The following is a 21,582-nucleotide window of genomic DNA, read 5'->3' as shown; positions in this document are numbered from 1 at the left end:
AACGGGGGGCGAGCGCATGTAGGCCTGGCGGTCACCCCGTGGTCGGGATGACCGCCAGTATAGCGGGCGGAAGGCCGTTGCCGCAGGCCGTCAGGCTGCGGCGGCCTGGCTTGGCTGAAGCTCCGATTCGGTCCGGGCTGCGTCCTGCGCGGAGGTGACGACGACCAGCGGCACCGGCGGCAGGGCGGTCTGGTCGGTCATGGCCTGGCTGGGGTCGCCCATGACCAGGAAGGCGATGCGCGGGTGGCGCTCGATGTAGTCGAACAGGGTGGCCTGGCCGGCATCCTCGAGGGCCGCGATCTCGACCGGCACGTCGGCTGCCTCGAAGGCCGCGCCATGCGCGGCGAGCAGGGCCTGGGCCCGCAGCTTGCCGGTATGAAGGATGAGCAGGTCCATCTCCATGCGCTGGCAGCTGGACAGGGCATAGTTCAGCGCCGCCTGGGTCGGCATGTCATGCAGCCAAAGGGCGACCTGCTTGCGTTTGGGCGGGGCGATGGGCTCTGCCGGCGCGGCGGCGACCGGGCCCGGCTGGGTCGGGTAAGCGCTCAGGTGGCGGTGCTTGGCGCGGCGGCCGAGCATCTCGCCGGCATCGGCCGCGGCCAGGGCGCTCAGCATCTTCTTCAGGGTTTGGCTCAAGGGTTTCATGGTGGGCTCCGATCGACAAAGGGTTGGATTGCCTTTCTTCTCGCAAGCCCCGTGCCAGGCCGTATATTTTTGTAAGTATCTGTTTCCAATGAAAAACCATCCGACCCGGTTCGAGTCCAGGTTGTTGCAGCCTGAAACGCTTCCCCGTGATCGGCGCGAAGGCCCGCTTGTCGGGCCGTCCGCCATGGTGTTAAAAAGATGCAACGCATGTGTTGCAAAAAGAAACGGACGATGTCGAGCATACGGGGCAAGATCGCGCTGAGTTATTACCTGCTGGCGGCGGTGGCGGTGGGTTTCGCCCTGTTCGCCTATGGCGACCTGCGCTATCTCGACCGGCGCATCGGTCAGGGGGTGGAGGTCTCCGCCTTCCGCGAAGACGTGCTGGAAATGCGCCGGCACGAGAAGAACTACCTGCTCTATCGGGACGCCTCCGACCTGGAGTCGGCCATTCGTTATGCCGAATCCGCCCGCGCCCGGCTCAAGCAGCAATCGGCCTTCGCCGAGCTGACTGCCGCCGGCGAGATCGAGCGGCTGGAGCGGCAGCTCCTGTACTACGCCCGCCTGCTCATGGATTACCGCCAGGGGCCGGCCCCGCCCGCGTCGGCACGTCTGGCCCAGGAGGTTCGGGTGGCGGGGCACGCCATCCTGGAGCGGGCCGATGCCCTGGGCGAGCAGGAGCGCCGGCTGCTGGCGGCCACGGTCAGGCAGTCGCAGACCGCGCTGTTCATCTCCATGGGGGTGGTGGTGGCGCTCGGTCTTTTGATCGGCCAGTTGCTGACGCGCGTCGTGGTGCGCCCCCTGCGCCGCTTGGAGGCGGAACTGCAGCCGATTGCCGAAGGCCGCTTCGCCTATTTCCATCAGGTCTCGCGCGACCGCGAGATCGTCTCGCTCACCGATGCCCTCAACCGTATGCTGGAAGAACTGGAACTGCACCGTCGCAAGGTGCTGCAGTCGGAGAAGCTGGCCTCGCTCGGCGTGCTGGCCTCCGGCGTGGCACACGAATTGAACAACCCGCTCGGCAACATCTCCAACGCCTGCCAGATACTGCTCGAGGAGCTGGACGCGAGCGGCGACGGCGGCCAGCGCGAATGGCTGAGCCAGATCGACACCGAGACCGAACGGGCGCGACGCATCGTGCGTACCCTGCTCGATTATTCGCGGCGGCGTGCATTCTCGGTCGAGCGCCTGTCGCTCGATGAGGTGCTGGCCAAGTGTCTGACCCTGGTCCGCAACGAGCTGCCCGAGCGCGAGGCGGTCAGCCTCGATTTGCCGCCGGAGCTGGTGGTGCATGGTGACGAGCAGCAGTTGCAGCAGGTCTTCATCAATCTGATCAAGAACGCGGTCGATGCCGCCGGCGCGTCGGTGCGCATCCGCATCGGCGCCCGGCGCAGCACCTGGCAGGCCTCGCCACCGTCACGCCAGGCGCATCTGGTCGGCGATCTCGAACTGCCGCATCACGAGGACGCGCCGCTGGTGGTGATCACCGTGGCCGACAACGGTCCGGGCATCCCGGCCGACCTGCTGCCGCGCGTGTTCGACCCCTTCTTCACCACGCGCGAACCCGGTCACGGTGTCGGCCTCGGCCTCTATATCGTGGAGGAGATCATCCAGGAGCATGGCGGCTGCATCGCGGTGGAAACGCCGGCCGAAGGCGGCACCCGCTTCACCATCTGGCTGCCCTGCCTGGGCCAGGAGGATCGCCATGACTGATCTGGCCCGGCCCGGCAGCCTGCTCATCATCGACGACGAGGCGATGGCGGTGCGCAGCCTGAGCCATGTCTTCCGCAAGGAAGGCTATGAAGTGACCACCTGCCAGAGCGGGCCGGCTGGCCTCAAGGCGATCGAGCAGCGCCGCTTCGACGTGGTGCTGACCGACCTGCGCATGGAGCGGGTCGACGGCATGGCCATCCTCAAGCGCTGTCGCGAGCTGCATCCGGACAGCGAGGTGATCGTGGTCACCGGCTATGCCACGCTCAACTCCGCGGTCGACGCCATGAAGGAGGGCGCCTTCCATTACGTGGCCAAGCCCTACCGGCTGGACGAGGTGCGCGAGATCGTGAAGAGCGCGATGGAGGTGGTGCGCCTGCGGCGGGAGAACCACGAGCTGCGCCGGCGGATCGAGGGCTACGAGGGTCAGGTCAACATCATCACCCAGGACCTGACCATGCAGCAGTTGCTCGACACCGCGCGTCAGGTCGCCGGCACCGACTGCAATGTGTTGATCACCGGCGAGAGCGGCACCGGCAAGGAGCTGATGGCGCGCTATGTCCACGTCCACAGCCAGCGCGTGGCCGGACCCTTCGTCGCGGTCAACTGCGGCGCCCTGCAGGACGAGCTGTTGACCAACGAGCTGTTCGGCCACGAGAAGGGCGCCTTCACCGGCGCCGACCAGTTGAAGCGCGGCCTGATCGAGGTCGCCGAGGGCGGCACCCTGTTCCTCGACGAGATCGCCGAGATGTCGATGAACATGCAGGTCAGGCTGCTGCGCGTGCTGCAGGAACGCGAGTTGCTGCGCGTGGGCGGCACCCAGCCGGTCAAGGTCGATGTCCGCTTTGTCGCCGCGACCAACCGCCACCTGCAGGATGCGGTGGCGGCCGGCCGCTTCCGCTCCGACCTCTATTTCCGCTTGAACGTGGTCAACCTGGCGCTGCCGCCCCTGCGCGACCGCGCCGACGACGTGCCGCTGCTGGCTTATTACTTCCTGAAGAAGCACGCCCAGGCCATGGCCAAGACGGTGAACGACATCGAGCCCGATGCCATGCGCCTGCTGGTCCGCTACGACTATCCGGGCAATGTGCGCGAGCTGGCCAACATCATCGAGCGCGGCGTCGCCCTGGCCGACACGCCGACCCTGGGCGTGGCCCAGTTGCCGGAGGCGATGCGCGAGCTGACCGTGCGGGTGCTGATCACGCCCGGCGGCAGCATGCCGACGCTGGAGGCGAACGAGGCCGATTACATCCGCCGCGTCCTGGAGCACACACGGGGCAATCGCAGCCAGGCGGCGGAGATCCTCGGTATCGACCGGGTTTCCTTGTGGCGCAAGATCAAGCGCTACGGTCTGGCCTAGTGAGAAGGGTTATGAAGGGCAAAAAGTGTTACAATTTGCAACTCTTTTGAGCCCTCTTTATCCGAATTGACGCAAACGGCCATCCGCGATGGCTGTTTTTTTGCCCCAAGCAAGAAGAAACCGCCGAGATGAAAGCACTGACCCGTTTCCTTCCCTTCCTGCGCTGGTTTCCCCTGACCGGGGATGTGATCAAGGCCGACTTCCTGGCCGGCCTGACCGTGGCCCTGGTGCTGATCCCGCAGTCCATGGCCTATGCCCAGTTGGCCGGGCTGCCGGCCTACTATGGCCTGTATGCCGCCTTCCTGCCGGTGGCGGTCGCCTCGCTCTGGGGCTCGTCCAATCAGCTGGGCACCGGCCCGGTCGCCGTGGTCTCCCTGCTGACGGCTTCCTCCCTCGCGGTATTCGCTGCGCCCGGTTCCGACGACTTCATCGCCCTGGCCATCATGCTGGCCCTGCTGGTCGGTCTGGTGCAGTTGGCCCTCGGTATCTTCAAGCTGGGCGTGGTGGTCAACTTCCTGTCCCACCCGGTGATCGTCGGCTTCACCAATGCGGCGGCCATCATCATCGGCCTGTCCCAGGTGTCCAAGCTGTTCGGCGTGCCCATGGGCCGCAGCGAATCGTTCATGGTCGACATCTGGGGCGTGTTCCAGCAGATCGGCGACACCCATCTGCCGACCCTGGCCATGGGCATCGGCGCCATCGCCATCATGTGGGCGATCAAGAAGTACAAGCCGAAGTGGCCGGGCGTGTTGATTGCCGTGGTGATCACCACCACCATCAGCTGGGCCATCGGCTTCGAGAACAACCTCAAGGGTGAGGTGGAGCAGGTGGCCGATGCCGACCTCAAGGCCATGGTCAAGCATGTGGCCGACACCGACCATCAGCTCAAGACCCTGAACCAGGAGATCGCCGACAAGAGCGTGGCGCTGCTGGCGGCGGAAAAGGCAGAAGGCAAGCACAGCCAGAACGTGGTGGCGCAGGAGGCCGACCTGACCTTGAGCCGGATGACGGCGGCGGCGATCGAGGCCGAGCTGAATACCCTCAAGGGCCGGCTGCGCCACGTCGAGGTGGTGCGGGCGGTGGATGCGAGCGGCGCGACCGCCGGCCTCTACGTCAAAGGCAAGGCGCCAGCCGGGGCCATGCTCGACGGCTACACCTACCGCATCCGCAAGGTCGACGGCGGCAAGTTCCGCTTGGCCGGCGGCGGCGAGGTGGTCGGCACCATTCCCGAGGGCCTGCCCAGCATCAGCCTGCCCAGTTTCGACCTGGGCAAGCTCGGCAGCCTGCTTTCGGTTGCGCTGGTGATCTCGCTGGTCGGTTTCATGGAGGCGATCTCCATCGCCAAGGCCATCGCCGCCAAGACCAAGGACCGCATCGACCCCAACCAGGAGTTGATCGGCCAAGGCCTGGCGAACGTGGTTGGCAGCTTCTCCCAGTCCTTCCCGGTCTCGGGTTCCTTCTCCCGCTCGGCGGTCAACATGAATGCCGGGGCCAAGACCGGCATGAGCGCGGTGTTCACCGCCGTGATCGTGCTGGTGGTGTTGCTCTTCCTCACTCCCCTGCTCTATCACCTGCCGCAGGCGGTGCTGGCCGCAATCATCATCATGGCGGTGATCGGCCTGGTCAACGTGCATGCGATCAAGGAGGCCTGGAATGCGCACAAGCATGACGGCGCCGCCGCCATTGTCACCTTCGTCGCCACCCTGGCCGTGGCCCCGCACCTGGACAAGGGCATCATGATCGGCGCCGGCCTGGCCATCGTGCTCTTCCTGCTGCGGACCATGACCCCGCGCGTCGCCATCCTCGGCCGTTTCAGCGACGGCACCCTGCGCGACGTCAAGGTCAATCCCAATCTGGCGACCAGCCGGCACGTGGTGGCCATGCGCTTCGACGGCTCGCTCTACTTCGCCAACGTCTCCTACTTCGAAGATGCCGTGCTGGAGGCGATGGCCGACCATCCCGAGGCCAAGTACATCCTGATCGTCGGCGACGCGATCAACCAGCTCGACGCCTCGGGCGAGGAGGTGGTGCACCACCTGGTCGAGCGGCTGCGCGAGAACGGCGTGGAGCTGGTGTTCTCCGGCCTCAAGAAACAGGTGCTGGACGTCATGCGCAACACCCATCTGTTCGATCTGATCGGCCAGCAGAACATCTTCGCCACCGAAAACCAGGCCCTGGCCGCGATCTACGAACGCCTGGGCGCCGAGGCGGCGGACGATCTGCTTTGCCCCATCCTGCCGGGCCGCGCCTGAGGCAGCCATGCCAGGTGATGCGATGACTGCGGCTGCCGACGCGATGTCGCCGGTATCGCAGCGGCTCTGAGGGCCGCCTCCGATGCTGCTCAAAGGCCTGCTGCTCACCCCGCTCATCGGCGCCGCCTTGGTCGGGCTGCTGCCCGGCCGTTCCCTCGGCCTCGTCCGCAGCGTCGCCCTGGCCAGCGCGGCCACGGCCTTCGGCTATGCGCTCTGGATCGCCGGCCAGTTCGACCCCCGGTTCGCCGGCGTCCAGTTCTACGAATCACAGACCTGGAACCCGCGCCTGGGCAGCGCCTTCGTGCTCGCCATCGACGGCATCTCGCTGTCGATGCTGCTTTTGGGCACGCTGCTCAGCCTGGTCGCGGTGATGGCCTCGGCCAGCATCCGCGAGCGGGCCAAGGGCTACTACATGCTGCTCCTGATCCTCGAGGCGGCGATGCTCGGCGTGTTCATGGCGCGCGACTGGTCGCTGTTCTATGTGTTCTGGGAACTGACCCTGATCCCGCTGTTCTTCCTGATCGACCGCTGGGGCGGCCAGAACCGCCACCGGGCGGCGCTCAACTTCGTGCTCTACACCCTGGGCGGTTCGGTGTTCATGCTGGTCGCCCTGCTCATGCTCTACGACGCGGTGCCGGGCCAGGGCGTGTTCGAGATGACCCTGATCCGCGAGACCGGCCGCGCCCTGCCGGAGCAGATGCAGATCCTGCTTTTCCTCGGCTTCCTGATCGGCTTCGGCGTGAAGATGCCGATCTTCCCCCTGCACGGCTGGCTGCCGCTGGCCCACGTCGAGGCGCCCAGCCCGGTCTCCATCCTGCTCTCCGGCGTCCTGCTCAAGATGGGCGCCTACGGTCTGATCCGCGTCGCCAGCATCCTGCCGGCGGCGGCCGAGGCCTTGCAGGGCCTGCTGGTGGTGCTGGCCCTGGTCAGTCTGGTCTACGGTGGCATCCTGGCCTGGCGCCAGCGCGACCTCAAGGCCATGATCGCCTACTCCTCGGTCTCGCACATGGGCGTGGTGCTGCTCGGCCTGGCCTCGCTCAACAGCGCCGGCATCACCGGCGCGGTGATGCAGATGGTTGCCCACGGCCTGGTCGCCGGCGCCCTGTTCCTCCTGATCGGCCTGCTCTACGAGCGCACCCACACCCGCGACATCGCCGACTATTCCTCGCTGGTGCGGGTGATGCCGCGCTTCGCCTTCTTCACCGTGCTCGCCCTGGTCGCCGCCATCGGCCTGCCCGGCACCGCCGGTTTCATCGCCGAGCTGCACGCGCTGATCGGCGGCTTCCAGGCCTGGGGCGGCTGGATCGTCTTCTTGAGCCTGGCCGTGCTGATCAGCGCGGCCTACGCCCTGCGCACGGTCGGCCGCCTGTTCACCGGCCCGGTCTCCGCCCGCATGCAGGGTCTGCCCGACCTGACCCTGACCGAGCTCACCGCGGCGGCGGCGCTCACCGGCGGCAGTCTGCTGATCGGCATCTATCCGACGCCGGCGCTGGAGCTGATCGGCTCATCGGTCAATCGTCTGACGCAACTCTTCTTGTGAGGACCCGATGAGCGCCGCCCATCACCCGTCAGCCAAGGAGCCGCGCACGGCGCTGCGTCATCTGGTCGAACATCTGGCCCACGTGCTGCCGGCCCAGGCGCCGATCAAGGACTTCGTCCACCACAACACCCTGCACGGTTTCCAGCACCTGCCTTTCCGCCAGGCGCTCGCCGAGGCGGCGCGCCTGATCGGGGCCCGCGGCTACCTGCCGGCCGAGGCCTTCGTCGAGTTCTATCGTCAGGGGCGGATCGATCAGACCGACCTTCTCGCCGCCTTCGACAGCCTGCCTGAGCTCGCGGCCGAAGAGGTGTTGCTGGCCACGCCATCGGGTCCGATCACGCGGCGCGACGTCTATCTGGTCGTTCTGCTCGCCGGCCTGCGGCCGCTCAGCGCCAGCGAACTGGCTTGGCGCATCGACGAGGAACGGGTGCTCGAGCGCTTCCAGGCCGATGTCGATGAAAACAGCCGCCGGCGCCTGCTGGCTGCGGCGGATGGGGCCCCGGAAGCGCAAGCCATCGCCGAATTGTGGCGGACCTGCCTGTCGGTGCTGGGCATCGAACATGCCGTGCTGCATCCGGAAGAGTTGATGGAACCGGGCGCCGAAAAGATGCAGGCGCTGCTCGCCAAGCTGCCGGCCGATATCGCGGCCGAGGCCGAAGGCGCCTGGGCCGAGCGCGCGCTCAAACACGAATCCAGCCGGCTGCTGGCGCAGCTGTTCGACCGGGTCGGCCGCGACTGGACCCTGCGCGGCCTCATGCTGGCCCTGACCGGGCGCGACCTGATGGACGAGCTGCGGCCCTATCTCTTGCGCCATCTGGCGGCCCATCTCGATCAGGGGCTCGCCGCCTGGCACAACCCGGCGCGCGGTCTCGGTTTCTACACGGCCTGGCGCACCAGCGCCGAGAAGGACCTGACCTGGGCCTTCAGCGATCTGCAGGAATGGCGCCAGCAACTGGAACGGCTGGCCGACGACCCGCTCGACACCCTGGTCCAGGAACTGCAGCTGCTCGGCCTCGACGAATCGCGCTGGGCCGGCTATCTGGAAAAGCTCGCCCAGGAACTGCCCGGCTGGTCGGGCATGTTCCTCTGGCGCCACCAGAACCCGAATTACGCGCCGGCCGGCGGCATCCCGGTCGACATGCTCGATTACCTGGCCGTGCGCGTGGTGCTCGAGCGCCTGTTCGCCCAGCGCCTGTGTCGTCAGCACTGGCGCATCGAGACCAGCCTGCCGGTGTTGCGCTGGTATTTCCGGCGGCACCCGGCCGAACTGCTGGTGCGCGATGCCCTCTACCACAGCCGCCTGCCGGAATACCTGGAGCAGATCGGCCACCAGCTGGTGCGCTATGCCACCCGGCGGGAAGAGGAAGAGAACGATGCCGACTGGCACGACGCCGCCCAGCTGATCTGGGCTTGGCGCCAGAGCGCGCCGGTCGAACGGCCGGAGGCCGTCTCGCCCTGCCGCACGGCCTGGCCGCTGTTCCGCTTGGCCCAGCACCTGGGCCTGGCCGCACCCGAGATCGAGCGCCTCGGCCGTGCCGGGGCCGAACGGCTGCTGGCCTGCGTCGCCGCGCTCGACGAGGAGCGCACTGGTTATCTGTGGCTCAATGCCTACGAACGCCACTATCGCGAACAGATCTTCGCCGCGCTGGCCGCCAACCACGGCCGCAGCCCTGGCCGCTGGGACAAGCGGCCCGAGGCGCAGATGATCTTCTGCATGGACGACCGCGAGGAGGGCATGCGCCGCCATGTCGAGGAGCTGAACCCGGCGATCGAGACCTTCGGCGCCGCCGGCTTCTTCGGCGTCGCCATCAACTGGCGCGGCCTCGACGACGAGACCGTGACCCCGCTCTGCCCGGTGGTGGTGACGCCGGCGCACGAGGTGCGCGAGGCGGTGGCGCCGGGCGAGGAGGCGTTGCACGCCGAGCACGTCAGGCGCCGCACCCAGCGACTCAAATACAAGGAGGTGCTGCATCAGGGCAGCCGTCGCGGCCTGCTCGGTGCCACGGTCATCACCGCGGCGGCGGCGCCGGTGACGTTGCCGGTGCTGCTGGCCAAGGTGCTGCTGCCGGCGCGCCTGGGCAAGTGGACCCAGCGCCTGCGCGAGCGTTTCGATCGCCAGGTGCCGAGCCGGGTTGCCATCACCGCGCCGGCCGACAGCCCGGCGGCCACTCCGGCCATGCCCCGTTTGGGCTTCACCGATGCCGAGCAGGCCGAGCGGGTGCGCAACTTCCTGCGCACCATCGGCTTGACCGCCAACTTCGCCCCCTTCGTCGTGCTGTTCGGTCACGGCTCGCACAGCCAGAACAACCCGCACCTGTCGGCCTACGACTGCGGCGCCTGTTCCGGCCGCCATGGCGGGCCGAACGCCCGGGTGTTCGCCGCCATGGCCAACCGCCTGGAGGTGCGCGGCCTTTTGGCCGAGCAGGGCATTTTCATTCCCAACGACACCTGGTTCGTCGGCGCCGAACACAATACCTGCGACGACGAGATTCTCTGGTACGACGAGGAACTGGTGCCGCCGGTGATGCACAACCGCTTCACCGAACTCAAGGCCCTGCTGGCCGAGGCCGGCAAGCTGCATGCCCAGGAGCGCTGCCGCCGCTTCGCCTCGGCCCCGGCCGGCATCGCCGCCGACCGCGCTTGGCAGCACGTGGCCGACCGCGCCTTCGATTTTTCCCAGGCCCGGCCCGAGCTCGGCCACGCCACCAACGCCAGCGCCTTCATCGGCCGCCGGGCCATGAGCCGCGGCGCCTTCTTCGACCGCCGCGCATTCCTCATCTCCTACGACCCGAGCCAGGATGCCGAGGGCAAGGTGCTGGAGGCGATCCTGCTGGCGGCCGGCCCGGTCGGCGCCGGCATCAGCCTGGAGTACTACTTTTCCACCGTGAACAACGAGCGCTACGGTTGCGGCACCAAGATCGTGCACAACGTGACCGGCCTGTTCGGCGTGATGGAAGGCGCCGCCTCCGACCTGCGTACCGGCCTGCCGCGGCAGATGATCGAGATCCACGAGGCGATGCGCCTGCTCATCGTGGTCGAACACACGCTCGAGGTGTTGACCGCGATCTACCAGCGCCAGCCACCGCTGCAGGAACTCATCGGCAACGGCTGGGTGCAGCTTGCGGCCAAGGACCCGGACACCGGTGCCATCCATCTGTTCACTCCGCAGGGCTGGCAGCCCTGGCAGGGCGAGGCGCGTCTGCCCAGGGTCGCGCGCTCGGCCGACTGGTTCATGGGCCGGCGCGAGCCGCTGGCACCGGCCCTGATCGAGAGCGTGGTCGAGGGAGGCGCGCCATGAGCGGCTTCGGCCTGATCGCCCTGGTGCCGCTGCTGCCGCTGGCAGCGGCCGGGCTGATCGCGCTCCTGCACCTGACCGGCGTCATCCGCGGCGAGGCGGGCGAGCCCTGGACCGCGCGCCTGGCCCTGTGGTCGGCCGCGCTCGCCCTGCTCATCCTGCTCGGCCTCGATCTGGCCGCGCTGATCGGCGGCACGCCAGGATCGGTGCACCTCGGCTACTGGCTGGTCAGCGGCCACTTCGAGGTGGCCGCGAGCTTCATGGTCGACGCCCTGGCCCTGGGCATCGGCAGCCTGGCGGCACTGATCGTCTGGCTCACCCTGCGCTTCTCGGTCAACTACATGCACCGCGAGGCCGGCTTCCACCGCTTCTTCATCGCGCTGTGCCTGTTCGCCAGCGGCATGCAGCTCATCGTTTTGAGCGGCAACGCCGCCTTCGCCTTCGTCGGCTGGGAGCTGGCCGGGGTCAGCTCCTATCTGCTGATCGGCTATGCCTACGAGCGCACGACCGCCACCGGCAACGCCCTGCGCGCCCTGGTGACCAACCGCATCGGTGACGCCGGTTTCGTGCTCGGCATCGCCCTGGCCTTCGCCTGGCTGGGCAGCCTGGAGTGGCCCGCGATCGCGGCCGGCTCGCAGCAGTTGACCTCGCTCGCGGCCGCCCTGCTCGGTTTCGGCTTCGTCCTCGCCGCCCTGGCCAAGTCCGCGCAGGTGCCGTTCGCGCCCTGGCTCGCCCGTGCCCTCGAAGGCCCGACGCCATCCTCCGCCATCTTCTACGGCGCGCTCATGGTTCATGCCGGGGTCTATCTGCTGATTCGGCTGGAGCCCCTGCTGGAAAAGGCGCCGGCCCTGATGGGACTGCTCGCGCTGCTGGGCGCGCTGAGCGCGCTCTATGGCGCGCTCGCCGGCCTGACCCAGACCGATGTGAAGTCCTCGCTGATCTTCGCCACCACCACCCAGGTCGGCCTGATGGTGCTCGCCTGCGGCCTGGGCTGGTTTACCTGGGCCGCCTGGCACCTGGCCCTGCACGCGGCCTTCCGGGCTTATCAGTTCCTCGCCGCGCCGTCCTACATGCACCTGATCGCCGGCGCCGCCCGGCCGGTGCCGGAGTGGCTGGCCCAAAGACAGGGCCTGTACACCGCCGCGCTCAACCGCTTCTGGCTCGAGCCCATGGCCGACTGGCTGCTGGTGCGGCCGACCCGGGCGCTGGCCCAGGACATGCGGGTGATCGACGAGCAGGTGGTCAGCCGCATGGTTGGCCTGCCCGAGCAGACCAGGGCCGCCGCCGTCCTCGACCAGGTCGAACAGGCCAGGCAGGGTAGGCAGGAAGCGGTGCGCGGCTACGGCGCCGCCGGCAAGCTGCTGGAGTGGCTGGCCGATCACCTCAACCATTTCGAGCAGCGCCTGGTGCTGCAGACCGGCGGTGGCCGCCTGGCCTGGCTGCTGCAGCAGTTGGGCCAGTGGCTGGTCGCGCTCGAGGGCCTGCTCGAGCGGCCGCGCTATCTGCTGTTGCTGATCATGGCGACCTTGATCGTGATTCTTTAGAGGGCCGGGGATGACGGAAATCTACTGGTGGAGCCACCCCCTGCAATTCCCGCTGCTGGGCCTGATCCAGCTCTTGCCGCTGCTCGGTGCCTGGCTCCTGCTCTGGCTGCGCGACCGGCCGCTGGCGGTGCCGCTCGGCCGCCTGTTCGCCCTGGCCGAGCTGGGCCTGATCGCCTTGCTCTACGACCAGATCGACGCCCGCTCGCCGGCCTTCCAGTTCGCCGAATACGGCGAGCTGCTCGGGCCCTTCGATTACCACGCCGGTGCCGACGGCCTGACCGTGCTGTTCCTCCTGATTGCCGCCCTGATCACGCTCCTGATCAGCCTCTACGGCCTGGTCCGCGGCCTGGCCGACCCCGGCCGCCTGCTCGCGGTGGTGCTGGCGATCGAGGGCGTGCTCGCCTCCATGCTGGTCAGCCTCAACCTGCTCTGGTTCGTGCTCGCCTCCGCCATCGAGGTCGGCCTGATCGGCTATCTGCTCTGGCGCTGGGCCTCGGGCGCCGAGAAGTACCTGGCGATGACCCGCTATTACCAGTTCCAGGTCACCGGCCTCCTGCTCCTGCTGGCCGGCACGCTCGTGCTGGGCTGGAGCCACGGCTACACCACCGGCCGCGGCTTCAGCTTCGATCTGCTCGACCTGGCCGCCAACCCGGTGGTCGAGCAGCTGCGCACCCTGGTCTTCTTCCTGCTGTTCTACGGCATGGCCATCCGCACGCCGCTGTTTCCCATGCACGGCTGGCTGCCGGTGGTGGCGCAGCACGGCAACATCGCCATCGCGCCCAGCCTGCTGCTCGGCATCAAGGTCGGGGTCTACGGCCTGCTCCGCTTCGTGCTGCCCATCGTGCCCGAGGCCGCCGGGCAGTGGCAGCCGGTGGTGGTGGCCTTCGCCGTGGCTGGCGTCTTCTATGCCGCGCTGATCGCCTTCCAGCAGACCAACCTGCGGCGGATGATGGCCTTCGCCGTGATCAGCCATTCCAGCCTGATCGCCATCGGCATCTTCAGTCTCGATCATGCCGCGCTGCAGGGCGCCGCGCTGCTCGCCATCAACTTCGGCCTCGCCACCACCACCATGCTGTTCATGATCGGCTTCGTCTACCGGCGCACCCATACCAGCGACCTCACCGCCCTGGGCGGTCTGTTCGACCGCATCCCCTTCATCGGCATCGCCTTCCTGGTCGGCGGCTTCGCCATCGTCGGCATGCCGGGCACGCCGGGCTTCGACGCCGCCCACCTGGTGCTGGAGGGCGCCATTACCCGCCTGGGCGCCCTGGTCACCGTGGCCGCCGCGCTCGGCAACGTGGTGGCCGCCGGCTTCCTGCTCTGGGCCTTCCAGCGCGCCTTCCTGTCGCCGCCGGGCGAGCTGCCGGCCGGCAGGCTGCAGGCCCTGCGCGAGGTCGAGCCGACCAGCCGCATGGAATACCTGGTCGCCGGCGTCGTGGTTGCCGTGATGCTGGCCACCGGCTTCTACATGACGCCCTGGCTCGACCTGGTCGCCGCCTCGATGGACACCCTGGGCATGAGGTTTGGACACTGATGGAACTGTCGCTGCTCAGCCTGCTGCTGCTCACCTTCCCCCTCGGCGCCGGCCTGATCTGGCTGCTGCCGCGGCCCGGACATGCTCGCACCGTGGCCCTGGCCACCACCTTGGCCGGGCTCGCCCTCAGCCTCTTGGTGCTTGCCGCTTTCGATCCGAAGGACGCCGGCTTCCAGCTGATCGAGCGCATGGCCTGGATTCCCACCCTGCGGGTGAACTATCTGGTCGGCGTCGACGGCATCTCGGTGCTGTTCCTGCCCTTCACCGCGCTGCTCTTCGTCGGCGTGGTGGTGGCCTCCTGGACCAGCGTGCGCCAGTTGCCCCGGCTCTATTACAGCCTGCTGCTCTTGCAGGCCGCGGCCACCCTGGGCATCTTCTGCGCGCTCGACGTGGTGCTGTTCTTCCTGTTCTGGGAGCTGTCGCTGCTGCCGTTCTACTTCCTGGTCAGCCTCTGGGGCGTCGGCCCCAACCGCCGCTACGCCGCGACCAAGTACACCCTGGTGATGTTGGGCGGCGGCGTGCCGCTCCTGTTCGGCTTCCTCGCCCTGATCTTCGGCCAGGCCGAGGTCACCGGCCTGGCGCCCGCCTTCGACCTGCCCACTTTGCTGGGCAGTCATCTGTCGCACGATTTGCAGATCCTGGTCTTCCTCCTGCTGCTGCTCGGCTTCGCGGTGAAGACGCCGGTGCTGCCGCTGCACACCTGGCTGCCACTGCTCGCGATGGAGGGCCCGGTGGCGGTGGTGGCCCTGCTCACCGGTCTGAAGCTGGGCGCCTATGGTCTGATCCGCTTCGCCGTGCCGCTGGCGCCGCAGGCCGCGCAGGAATTGCATTGGCTGCTGGCTGGTCTCGGTGTCGCCGGCGTGCTCTACGGCGCGCTCTTGGCCCTGGCCCAGACCAATCTGCGCGCCATGCTCGCCTATTCCAGCGTGTCCCACGTCGGCCTGGTCCTGCTCGGCATCGCCGCCTTCAACCTGCAGGGCCTGCAGGGCGCGGTGCTGCAACTGCTCAACTTCACCGTCGCCGCCGGCGGCATCTTCCTCTTGGCCGGCTTCCTCCAGCATCGCCTGGGCTCGACCGATGTGGTCACCCTGGGTGGCGCCGCCAAAACCATGCCCTGGCTGGCCAGCTTCTTCCTGCTGTTCGGCCTGGCCGGCATGGGCGTGCCCGGCACCAACGGCTTCCCGGCCGAGCTTTTGATCTTCGTCGCCGCCCTGCAGACCCACACCGGCGCGGGGCTGGCCGCCCTGTTCGGCATGGTGCTCAGCGCCGGCTATTTTCTGATCATGTACCGCCGCGCCTTCCTCGGGCCGGTGGAAAACCCCGCCATCGCCTCGGCGCGCGACCTGCGGCCGCGCGAGCTGATCCTGGCCACCGTGCTCGCCGTGCTGGTGCTTGCCATCGGCTTATTCCCGGCCCTGGTGCTCGACCTCATCCGCCCCGCCGCCGGCGTCTGGCTCGCCCGTTTGGGTTAAATCCCCCTCCCAGCCTCCCCCACAAGTGGGGGAGGTGTCAGCGGCTCACTCCCTCCCCATTTATGGGGAGGGTCGGGGTGGGGAGCTCTGGGCTTGTTGCGCGAACGTCGTCGCTTCCCAATCGGCTTTCCCGGCCCTGGTGCTCGATCTCATCCGCCCCGCCGCCGGCGTCTGGCTCGCCCGTTTGGGTTAAATCTCCCTCCCAGCCTCCCCCACAAGTGGGGGAGGGGTTAGCGGCTCACTCCCTCCCCATTTATGGGGAGGGTCGGGGTGGGGAGCTCTGGGCTTGTTGCGCGAACATCGTCGCTTCCCAATCGGCTTTCCCGGCCCGACAATCCGGCCATGGATCACCGCGCCCGCTACCTCACGCTGCAAGACCAGCTGAGCCGAAACCAAGCATTCTGGCGGCCGGCGCCGTTTCACGTCGCGCGGCCCGAGTGGTGCGCGCGGCAGCCCGAATGGGCGGCGCAGGCACTGCAACTGGATGATGTCGAGGTCGAGCGGCTCAATGCCGACAACGCGGCGCTCATCGCCTGGGCCGGTGAATTCGTGCCCGAGCTGCGTGCGTTGCAAACGCTGATCGAACTGCCGCGCCTCGAATTGCCTGCCGATGCCGAAGCCATCCCCGGCCGCCTCGCCTGGGGCATGCCCGGCCGCAAGCAGGCCCAGGCCGAGGCCTTCGCCGAGGCGGTCGAGGCGACCGAGCATCCCATCCTGGAATGGTGCGCCGGCAAGGGCCACCTCGGTCGCCTGCTCGCCGAGCGCGCGCGCCAGCCGGTGCTGAGCCTGGACGTCGATGCCACCCTCTGCCGCGAAGGCGAGCTCCTGGCCGAGCGCGCCCACGTCGACCAGCATTTCATCTGCGCCGATGCCCTAAACGCCGATGCCGCCGTCCACCTTGCCGGCCGCCATGCCATTGCCCTGCATGCCTGCGGCGACCTGCATCTGGCCTTGCTGCGCGGCGCGGTGGGGCAGCGCGCCGCGGCGGTCGATCTTGCGCCCTGCTGCTATTACCGCACTCGTGACGCGGTGTATCGCCCGCTCAACCCCGAGGGCACGCTGCATCTCACCCGCGACGAACTGCACCTGCCGGTCACCGACACCGCCACCGCCGGCGCCCGCGCCAGAAGACTGCGCGACCAGGCCATGGCCTGGAAACTCGCCTTCGTGAAACTGCGCGAAGATTTGGCCGGCGTGCCCACTACGCGCACCTTCAAGCCGGTGCCGTCGAGTTGGCTGTCCCTGGGTTTCGAAGGATGGTGTTGCAGGCTGGCCGAGCGCGAGGGGCTTGATGTGCCGGCGCATTACGACTGGGCCGCGCTCGAAGCCCACGGCTGGCAGCGCCAGCGCGAGGTGATGCGCCTGTCCCTGGTGCGTCACGTCTTTCGCCGGCCCTTGGAGGTTTGGCTTGCGCTCGACCGCGCGCTGTTTCTGGAGCGTGCCGGCTATCGGGTGCGGCTGGCGGAGTTTTGCGGGCGGGAGCTGACGCCGAGGAATTTGTTTATCTCGGCGCGCCAATATAACGACAGGTGAAAGGGTGGTTTGAAGTGTGTGGGTAAGTAGATGCGGACCACGCTAGATCTAGTCTGTAATATCGCCCTAATAACAGAACATTAGGGAGGGAATGAAAATGGGAGATTTGCTATCCGGTGATGACGGTCTAGCCGTGGAGGATGTTTGAGACACTGGCAGCGCTCAAGCGTATGGATATGCTAATTCATGTCAGCGCGATGGATCTCAACCGGAATATGGCAGTCAACACTTCACAAGATGATTCTGCTTTTGATCGGTTCGCACCTGGCTGGAGGAGCCATGTTAGCTTGCCGGCACCATATAGGGACAGGTGAAACCTTTGTGCAGCCAGTGACGGGGTTCCACGTTTGCTCAGTCCATTCGATGTCAGAAGTTGCCATGTTTAAAGATGCCTAGTTGGACATTTGCACAATAGATAGGAAGCTATTTTTTTGCCATCATCCAGGTGGGTAGGGTATGCCGCTACGGCATTGACTACGCCTTCCGCCGCCGCGCCACCCAATTCTCCACCAAGGAATAAACCGCCGGCACCACCACCAAGGTCAGTAGCGTCGATGACAACATGCCGCCGATCACCGCCACCGCGAGCGGGCCGTTGGTCTCGGCGCCGGCGCCCAGGCCGAGGGCGGCCGGCAGCAGGGCGAGGATGACGGTGAACGAGGTCATCAGCACGGGGCGCAGCCGGATCGGGCAGGCCTCGAGCAGGGCGGCGTCGATGGTCATACCCTCGCTGCGGCGCTGGTTGGCCAGGTCGACCAGCAGGATGGAGTTCTTCGCCACCAGGCCGATCAGCAGGACCAGGCCGATCATGGAATAGATGTTGATGGTGTGGCCGGTGAGCCAGAGCGCGACGACGCCGCCGATGATGGCGAGCGGCTGGGCGACCATGATGATGAGCGGTTGCAGGAAGGAATTGAACTGGCTGGCCAGCACCATGTAGAGCAGAACCAGCGCCAGGACGAAGGCGAAGGCCATGTTCTGCGCGGTCTTCTGGAATTCCTCGGCCTGGCCGACCATCTTCACCGTGTAGCCGGGCGGCAGCAGGCCGGTGGCGGCTTCCTGGATGCGGCTGACGGCCTCGCCGAGCGGAATGGTCGGGCTGCCGAAGAACTGGGCGGCGTATTGCAGGTCCATGCGGCCGATCACCGCGGGGCCGAGCGTTTCCTCGAATTGGGCGATGGTGTCGATGCGCACCAGTTCCCCGTTCGCGGCGCGCAGGTAGATGTTGGCCAGGTCGGTCGGCCGGGTGAACTCGCCGTCTTGTGCCTTGAGGCGCACGTAGTAGCGCTCGCCATCGCCCGGTTCGTCGTTGAAGCGGGCGACGTCGATGCCGCCGGTGAGCAGGTTGACCGCCAGGGCGACGTCGTTGGCGGAGAGTCCGAGGCTGTTGGCGCGGGTGCGGTCGAGGTTCATCCTGATCTGCGGCAGGTCGAGCTGCAGGTTCATGTCCAAGCGGCCGATGCCGGGGTCGGCCGAGAGTTTGTCCTGCATCAGCTTGGCCAGACGGCCGACCTCCTGCAGATTGGGGCCGGAGACCACGAATTGCAGAGCCTCGCCGCGCTGGCCGCCGACGATGGGGATTGGCGCCGGGAAGACGCGGGCGCCGGGGATCTGGGCCAGTTCCTGCTTCAATCGCGGAATCAGCTCGTATTGCTTGAGCGTGCGCCGGTCGGGCGGAACCATGCGCACCGAGGCGAAGGCCTCGTTCACCTGGCCAGCCTGGCCCAGGCCGATGGCGGCGAAATAGGTGTTGATCTCGGGGTGCCGGGCCAGCACCTTTTCCACCTCGGCCAGGCGGCCGCTGGTGTAGTCGATGCTGGAGCCGAGCGGGGTCTTGACGAAGACCAGGAAGCGGCCTTCGTCTTCCTCGGGCACGAAGGTCTTGCCGGTATTGACGAAAAACCAGCCGGAGGAGAGCACGACCAGCACGGTGGCGATGACGATCTTCCAACGGTGGCCCATGGCATAGCCGAGCAGTCGGCGATAGGCCTCGTCCATGCGCTGGAAGGCGGCATCGAGCGCCTGATAGAGACGGCCGTGCCGCTTTTGCACGGTGAGATAGCGGGCGCACAGCATGGGCGTCAAAGTGAGCGAGACGAACAGCGAGACCAGCACGCCGAAGGTCACCACCACGGCGAAGGACTGGAAGAACATGCCGATGATGCCGCCCATGAAGATGACCGGGGCGAAGATGGAGACCAGCGACAGGGTGGCGGCGAGCACGGCGAACACCACCTCGCGGCTGCCGGCGAGGGCGGCGCTGACGGGGTCGGGGTCGATGGCCTCGCGGTGGCGGTAGATGTTCTGGCTCCGGCCACCCGCATCCGCGGGTTTAACCCCGGCTTCGCCGGGGTTGGCCTGCGCCGAAACATCTATCGCCATCTCGCGATGGCGATAGATGTTTTCCAGCACGACAATGGCGTCGTCCACCACCACACCGATCAGCAGAAGCAGGGCGAGCAGGGTGAGCGAGTTGAAGGTGTAGCCGAAGAAATAGATGACCGCGATGGCGCCCAGCAGCGAGACCGGGATGGCCAGCGAGATGATCAGGGTGGAACGCCAGCTCTTGAGGAACAGCAGCACGATCAGCGCCGCCAGCACCGTGCCTTCGACCAGGTGGTTCATCAGCGAGTCGACCATCTGCTGGATGAAGAGCGAGTCGTCGGAGGCGATGGTGAGGGTCATGCCCGGTGGCAGCTGGGGGATGATCTCCTGGTCGAGCTTGGTCTTGATGTTTTTGATGATCTCGACCGTGTTGGTGTTGGCCACCTTGACGATGCCGATGCCGACCGTGGGCTTGCCATTGAAGCGGGCGAGCTGGCGGTAGTCGGACAGGCCGTCCTCCACCTCGGCCACCTGCTTGAGCTTGATCGGCGCGCCATTGCGATAGGCCACCACCATCTCCTCCAGGGCGTCGGTGGTGTGGAATTCCAGGTCGAGCTTGAGCAGATATTCAGAGCTCTGGCCGGTGACGAAGCCGCCGGGCTGCTGGATGTGCTCGCGGTTGAAGGCGTTGACCAGGTCCTGGGCGGTGACGCCGAGCGCGGCCATGCGCTGCGGGTCGAGGTTGACCCGAATGGTGCGGTCGCGCCGGCCGCCCAGGCGCACCTCGCCGACGCCGGCCACGGTCTCCAGCCGCTTCTTCACCACGTTGCGGGCGTACTGGTTGAGCTGCTGCTGGGTGCGGTCGCCCTGCAGGGCGACCCAGAAGATCGGGCTGGCATTGGTCGCCACCTTGGCCACCACCGGCGGGTCGGCATCCTGGGGCAGGCTCTTCAGCACCTGGTTGACCTTGGCCTGCACCTCGTTGAAGGCGACGTCGATGTCCTTGTCCAGGTCGAAGGTGATGGCGACGATGGAAACGCCGGGCGAGGAGGTGGAGTTGATGTGCTGGATACCGGGCGTGCTGTTGACCGCGGTCTCGATCACGCTGGTGATGCTGGCGTCGACCACGTCGGGGTTGGCGCCCTTCTGGGTGGTGGTGATCGAGATGATGGGGAATTCGATGTAGGGGAAACGGTCGATGCCGATGCGCAGGAAGCTGATGATGCCGAACAGCAGCAGCACGCCCGACAGCATCCAGGCCAGGACGTGGCGCCTGATCGAAAGCTCGGGCAGGGTCATTTCGCGGCGCCCGCCTGGCCGGTCTTATCGGCCGGTGGCAGCAGGCTGACTTTGGCACGGTCCGACAAAAAGCCGGCGCCGTCGACCGCCACCGTCTCGCCGGCCTTGAGGCCCTCCAGAATCTCGATCTGGCCGCGCTCCTTGATGCCGGTCCTGACCACGCGCTGGATGGCCTGGCCGTTGCCGACGACATAGACCACCTTGCCGGCCGGGCGCAGCACCACGCTTTGCTCGGGCACCATCACCGCGCCGGGATGGACCTCGACCACCACCCGGCCGGTGACCGAGGCGCCGGGTTTCCAGTCGCCGGGGTTGTCGACCTCGACGATGGCGTCGAAGGCCCGACTGCCGCTGCCGACCATGGGCCGCACCTCGCTCACCTTGCCGGTGAAGGGCTTGTCCGGCGCGCTGGGGCTGGCAAGATACACCGCCTGGCCAGGTTTGATGCGCGGCGCCACGGTCTCGGGGAAGGGCAGGCGGATGCGCAGGCGCTCGCTGCTGGTGAGCTGGAAGGCGGGCTTGCCCAGCTCGATCCAGTCGCCCTGGGCGATGAAGCGCCCGTCGACGCGGCCTGAAATCGGCGCGACGATGCGGGTGCGCGTCAGGTTTCTCGCGGCGCGGGCGTAGACCTCCTGGGCGGCGACGTTCTGCGCCTCGACCTCTTCCAGCCTGCTCGAGGAGATGAAACCCTGACGGGCGAGCTCGCGATAGCGCTCGGTCAGCTTCTGCTGGGTGACGGCCTGGGCCTCGAGCCGCCGGGCGTCGGCCGCGTAGTCGCCGGGGTCGAGCTCGGCCAGCAGCTGGCCGCGTTTGACCGCGTCGCCGACCTCGACGTGGACCTTGAGCACGCGGCCGGCCACCTCGGCAGCGACCTTGGGCGCCGTGGTGCTGTCGGCCTCGCCCACGGCCTCCTCGGTGATCTCCAAATCGCGCGCCTCGGCCTGGGCGACGGTGATCAGGCTGGGGGGCGGGCCTTTCTTCTCCTCCGGCTTCTTGTTGCCGCAGCCGGCCAGGCCGAGGCCGGCAATGAACAGGATCAGCAGGGTGGCGCGCATCGGCTAAATTCCTTATTGGGG

Annotated in this window: 13 protein-coding genes; 9 read left to right on the top strand and 4 right to left on the bottom strand. The window is 67.4% G+C overall.

Annotation, left to right across the window (positions count from 1 at the left end; all coding sequences use genetic code 11):
* Positions 1-90: 90 nt before the first annotated feature.
* The gene (locus EL388_RS10880) at positions 91-645 is read right to left on the bottom strand and encodes a hypothetical protein (RefSeq protein ID WP_126463389.1); all 555 of its coding nucleotides are present in this window, start codon (positions 643-645) and stop codon (positions 91-93) included.
* Between the two features lie 231 nt (positions 646-876).
* Here EL388_RS10880 and EL388_RS10875 point away from each other — a divergent pair, with 231 nt between their 5' ends.
* The 9 genes from EL388_RS10875 to EL388_RS10835 all read left to right on the top strand — a co-directional run bounded on the left by EL388_RS10875 (position 877) and on the right by EL388_RS10835 (position 16,882).
* The gene (locus EL388_RS10875; RefSeq protein WP_126463387.1) at positions 877-2,355 is read left to right on the top strand and encodes a sensor histidine kinase; all 1,479 of its coding nucleotides are present in this window, start codon (positions 877-879) and stop codon (positions 2,353-2,355) included.
* Positions 2,348-3,712: a sigma-54-dependent transcriptional regulator gene (locus tag EL388_RS10870; protein WP_126463385.1), complete on the top strand. Its 1,365-nt coding sequence runs from the start codon at positions 2,348-2,350 to the stop codon at positions 3,710-3,712. Before EL388_RS10875 ends, EL388_RS10870 begins: the two co-directional genes overlap by 8 nt.
* Before the next feature lie 128 nt (positions 3,713-3,840).
* On the top strand, positions 3,841-5,964 hold the full coding sequence (locus EL388_RS10865; protein ID WP_126463382.1) for a SulP family inorganic anion transporter: 2,124 nt from the start codon (positions 3,841-3,843) through the stop codon (positions 5,962-5,964).
* 82 nt (positions 5,965-6,046) lie between these two features.
* Positions 6,047-7,504: a complex I subunit 4 family protein gene (locus EL388_RS10860; protein ID WP_126463380.1), complete on the top strand. Its 1,458-nt coding sequence runs from the start codon at positions 6,047-6,049 to the stop codon at positions 7,502-7,504.
* 7 nt (positions 7,505-7,511) lie between these two features.
* Positions 7,512-10,802, top strand: a complete 3,291-nt coding sequence (locus tag EL388_RS10855) for a DUF2309 domain-containing protein (RefSeq protein WP_126463378.1) — start codon at positions 7,512-7,514, stop codon at positions 10,800-10,802.
* The gene (locus tag EL388_RS10850; protein WP_126463376.1) at positions 10,799-12,343 is read left to right on the top strand and encodes a proton-conducting transporter transmembrane domain-containing protein; all 1,545 of its coding nucleotides are present in this window, start codon (positions 10,799-10,801) and stop codon (positions 12,341-12,343) included. Before EL388_RS10855 ends, EL388_RS10850 begins: the two co-directional genes overlap by 4 nt.
* A 10-nt stretch (positions 12,344-12,353) precedes the next feature.
* Entirely contained in the window at positions 12,354-13,877 is a 1,524-nt protein-coding gene (locus EL388_RS10845) for a complex I subunit 4 family protein (protein WP_126463374.1), read from the top strand.
* Positions 13,877-15,349 (top strand): complex I subunit 4 family protein, encoded by a 1,473-nt coding sequence (locus EL388_RS10840; protein WP_126463372.1) that lies wholly within the window; start codon positions 13,877-13,879, stop codon positions 15,347-15,349. Before EL388_RS10845 ends, EL388_RS10840 begins: the two co-directional genes overlap by 1 nt.
* Before the next feature lie 342 nt (positions 15,350-15,691).
* A complete protein-coding gene (locus tag EL388_RS10835) occupies positions 15,692-16,882 on the top strand; it encodes a methyltransferase (RefSeq protein WP_165919125.1) in 1,191 nt (396 codons plus the stop codon).
* 230 nt (positions 16,883-17,112) lie between these two features.
* Here the strand turns inward: EL388_RS10835 and EL388_RS14245 are convergent, their stop codons facing one another.
* The 3 genes from EL388_RS14245 to EL388_RS10820 form a co-directional block, all read right to left on the bottom strand.
* Positions 17,113-17,262, bottom strand: a complete 150-nt coding sequence (locus EL388_RS14245) for a DUF5131 family protein (RefSeq protein WP_126463368.1) — start codon at positions 17,260-17,262, stop codon at positions 17,113-17,115.
* 94 nt (positions 17,263-17,356) lie between these two features.
* Positions 17,357-20,506 carry an efflux RND transporter permease subunit gene (locus EL388_RS10825; protein WP_126463366.1) on the bottom strand — a complete coding sequence of 1,050 codons (3,150 nt, stop codon included), beginning with the start codon at positions 20,504-20,506 and terminating at the stop codon, positions 17,357-17,359.
* A complete protein-coding gene (locus EL388_RS10820) occupies positions 20,503-21,561 on the bottom strand; it encodes an efflux RND transporter periplasmic adaptor subunit (protein ID WP_126463365.1) in 1,059 nt (352 codons plus the stop codon). Before EL388_RS10820 ends, EL388_RS10825 begins: the two co-directional genes overlap by 4 nt.
* Between the last annotated feature and the right edge of the window lie 21 nt (positions 21,562-21,582).

It is taken from the genome of Sulfuritortus calidifontis (assembly GCF_003967275.1).
In the GTDB taxonomy this organism is placed as follows: domain Bacteria; phylum Pseudomonadota; class Gammaproteobacteria; order Burkholderiales; family Thiobacillaceae; genus Sulfuritortus; species Sulfuritortus calidifontis.
Note: the sequence above shows the minus strand (reverse complement) of the source record. Positions and strands in the feature narration are given on the sequence as shown.

What these genes read in the sequence shown, in the direction of transcription:
- EL388_RS10880 (WP_126463389.1), bottom strand. Translation starts at nt 645, where the DNA reads ATGAAACCCTTGAGCCAAACCCTGAAGAAGATGCTGAGCGCCCTGGCC.
- EL388_RS10875 (WP_126463387.1), top strand. Translation starts at nt 877, where the DNA reads ATGTCGAGCATACGGGGCAAGATCGCGCTGAGTTATTACCTGCTGGCG.
- EL388_RS10870 (WP_126463385.1), top strand. Translation starts at nt 2,348, where the DNA reads ATGACTGATCTGGCCCGGCCCGGCAGCCTGCTCATCATCGACGACGAG.
- EL388_RS10865 (WP_126463382.1), top strand. Translation starts at nt 3,841, where the DNA reads ATGAAAGCACTGACCCGTTTCCTTCCCTTCCTGCGCTGGTTTCCCCTG.
- EL388_RS10860 (WP_126463380.1), top strand. Translation starts at nt 6,047, where the DNA reads ATGCTGCTCAAAGGCCTGCTGCTCACCCCGCTCATCGGCGCCGCCTTG.
- EL388_RS10855 (WP_126463378.1), top strand. Translation starts at nt 7,512, where the DNA reads ATGAGCGCCGCCCATCACCCGTCAGCCAAGGAGCCGCGCACGGCGCTG.
- EL388_RS10850 (WP_126463376.1), top strand. Translation starts at nt 10,799, where the DNA reads ATGAGCGGCTTCGGCCTGATCGCCCTGGTGCCGCTGCTGCCGCTGGCA.
- EL388_RS10845 (WP_126463374.1), top strand. Translation starts at nt 12,354, where the DNA reads ATGACGGAAATCTACTGGTGGAGCCACCCCCTGCAATTCCCGCTGCTG.
- EL388_RS10840 (WP_126463372.1), top strand. Translation starts at nt 13,877, where the DNA reads ATGGAACTGTCGCTGCTCAGCCTGCTGCTGCTCACCTTCCCCCTCGGC.
- EL388_RS10835 (WP_165919125.1), top strand. Translation starts at nt 15,692, where the DNA reads ATGGATCACCGCGCCCGCTACCTCACGCTGCAAGACCAGCTGAGCCGA.
- EL388_RS14245 (WP_126463368.1), bottom strand. Translation starts at nt 17,262, where the DNA reads ATGGCAACTTCTGACATCGAATGGACTGAGCAAACGTGGAACCCCGTC.
- EL388_RS10825 (WP_126463366.1), bottom strand. Translation starts at nt 20,506, where the DNA reads ATGACCCTGCCCGAGCTTTCGATCAGGCGCCACGTCCTGGCCTGGATG.
- EL388_RS10820 (WP_126463365.1), bottom strand. Translation starts at nt 21,561, where the DNA reads ATGCGCGCCACCCTGCTGATCCTGTTCATTGCCGGCCTCGGCCTGGCC.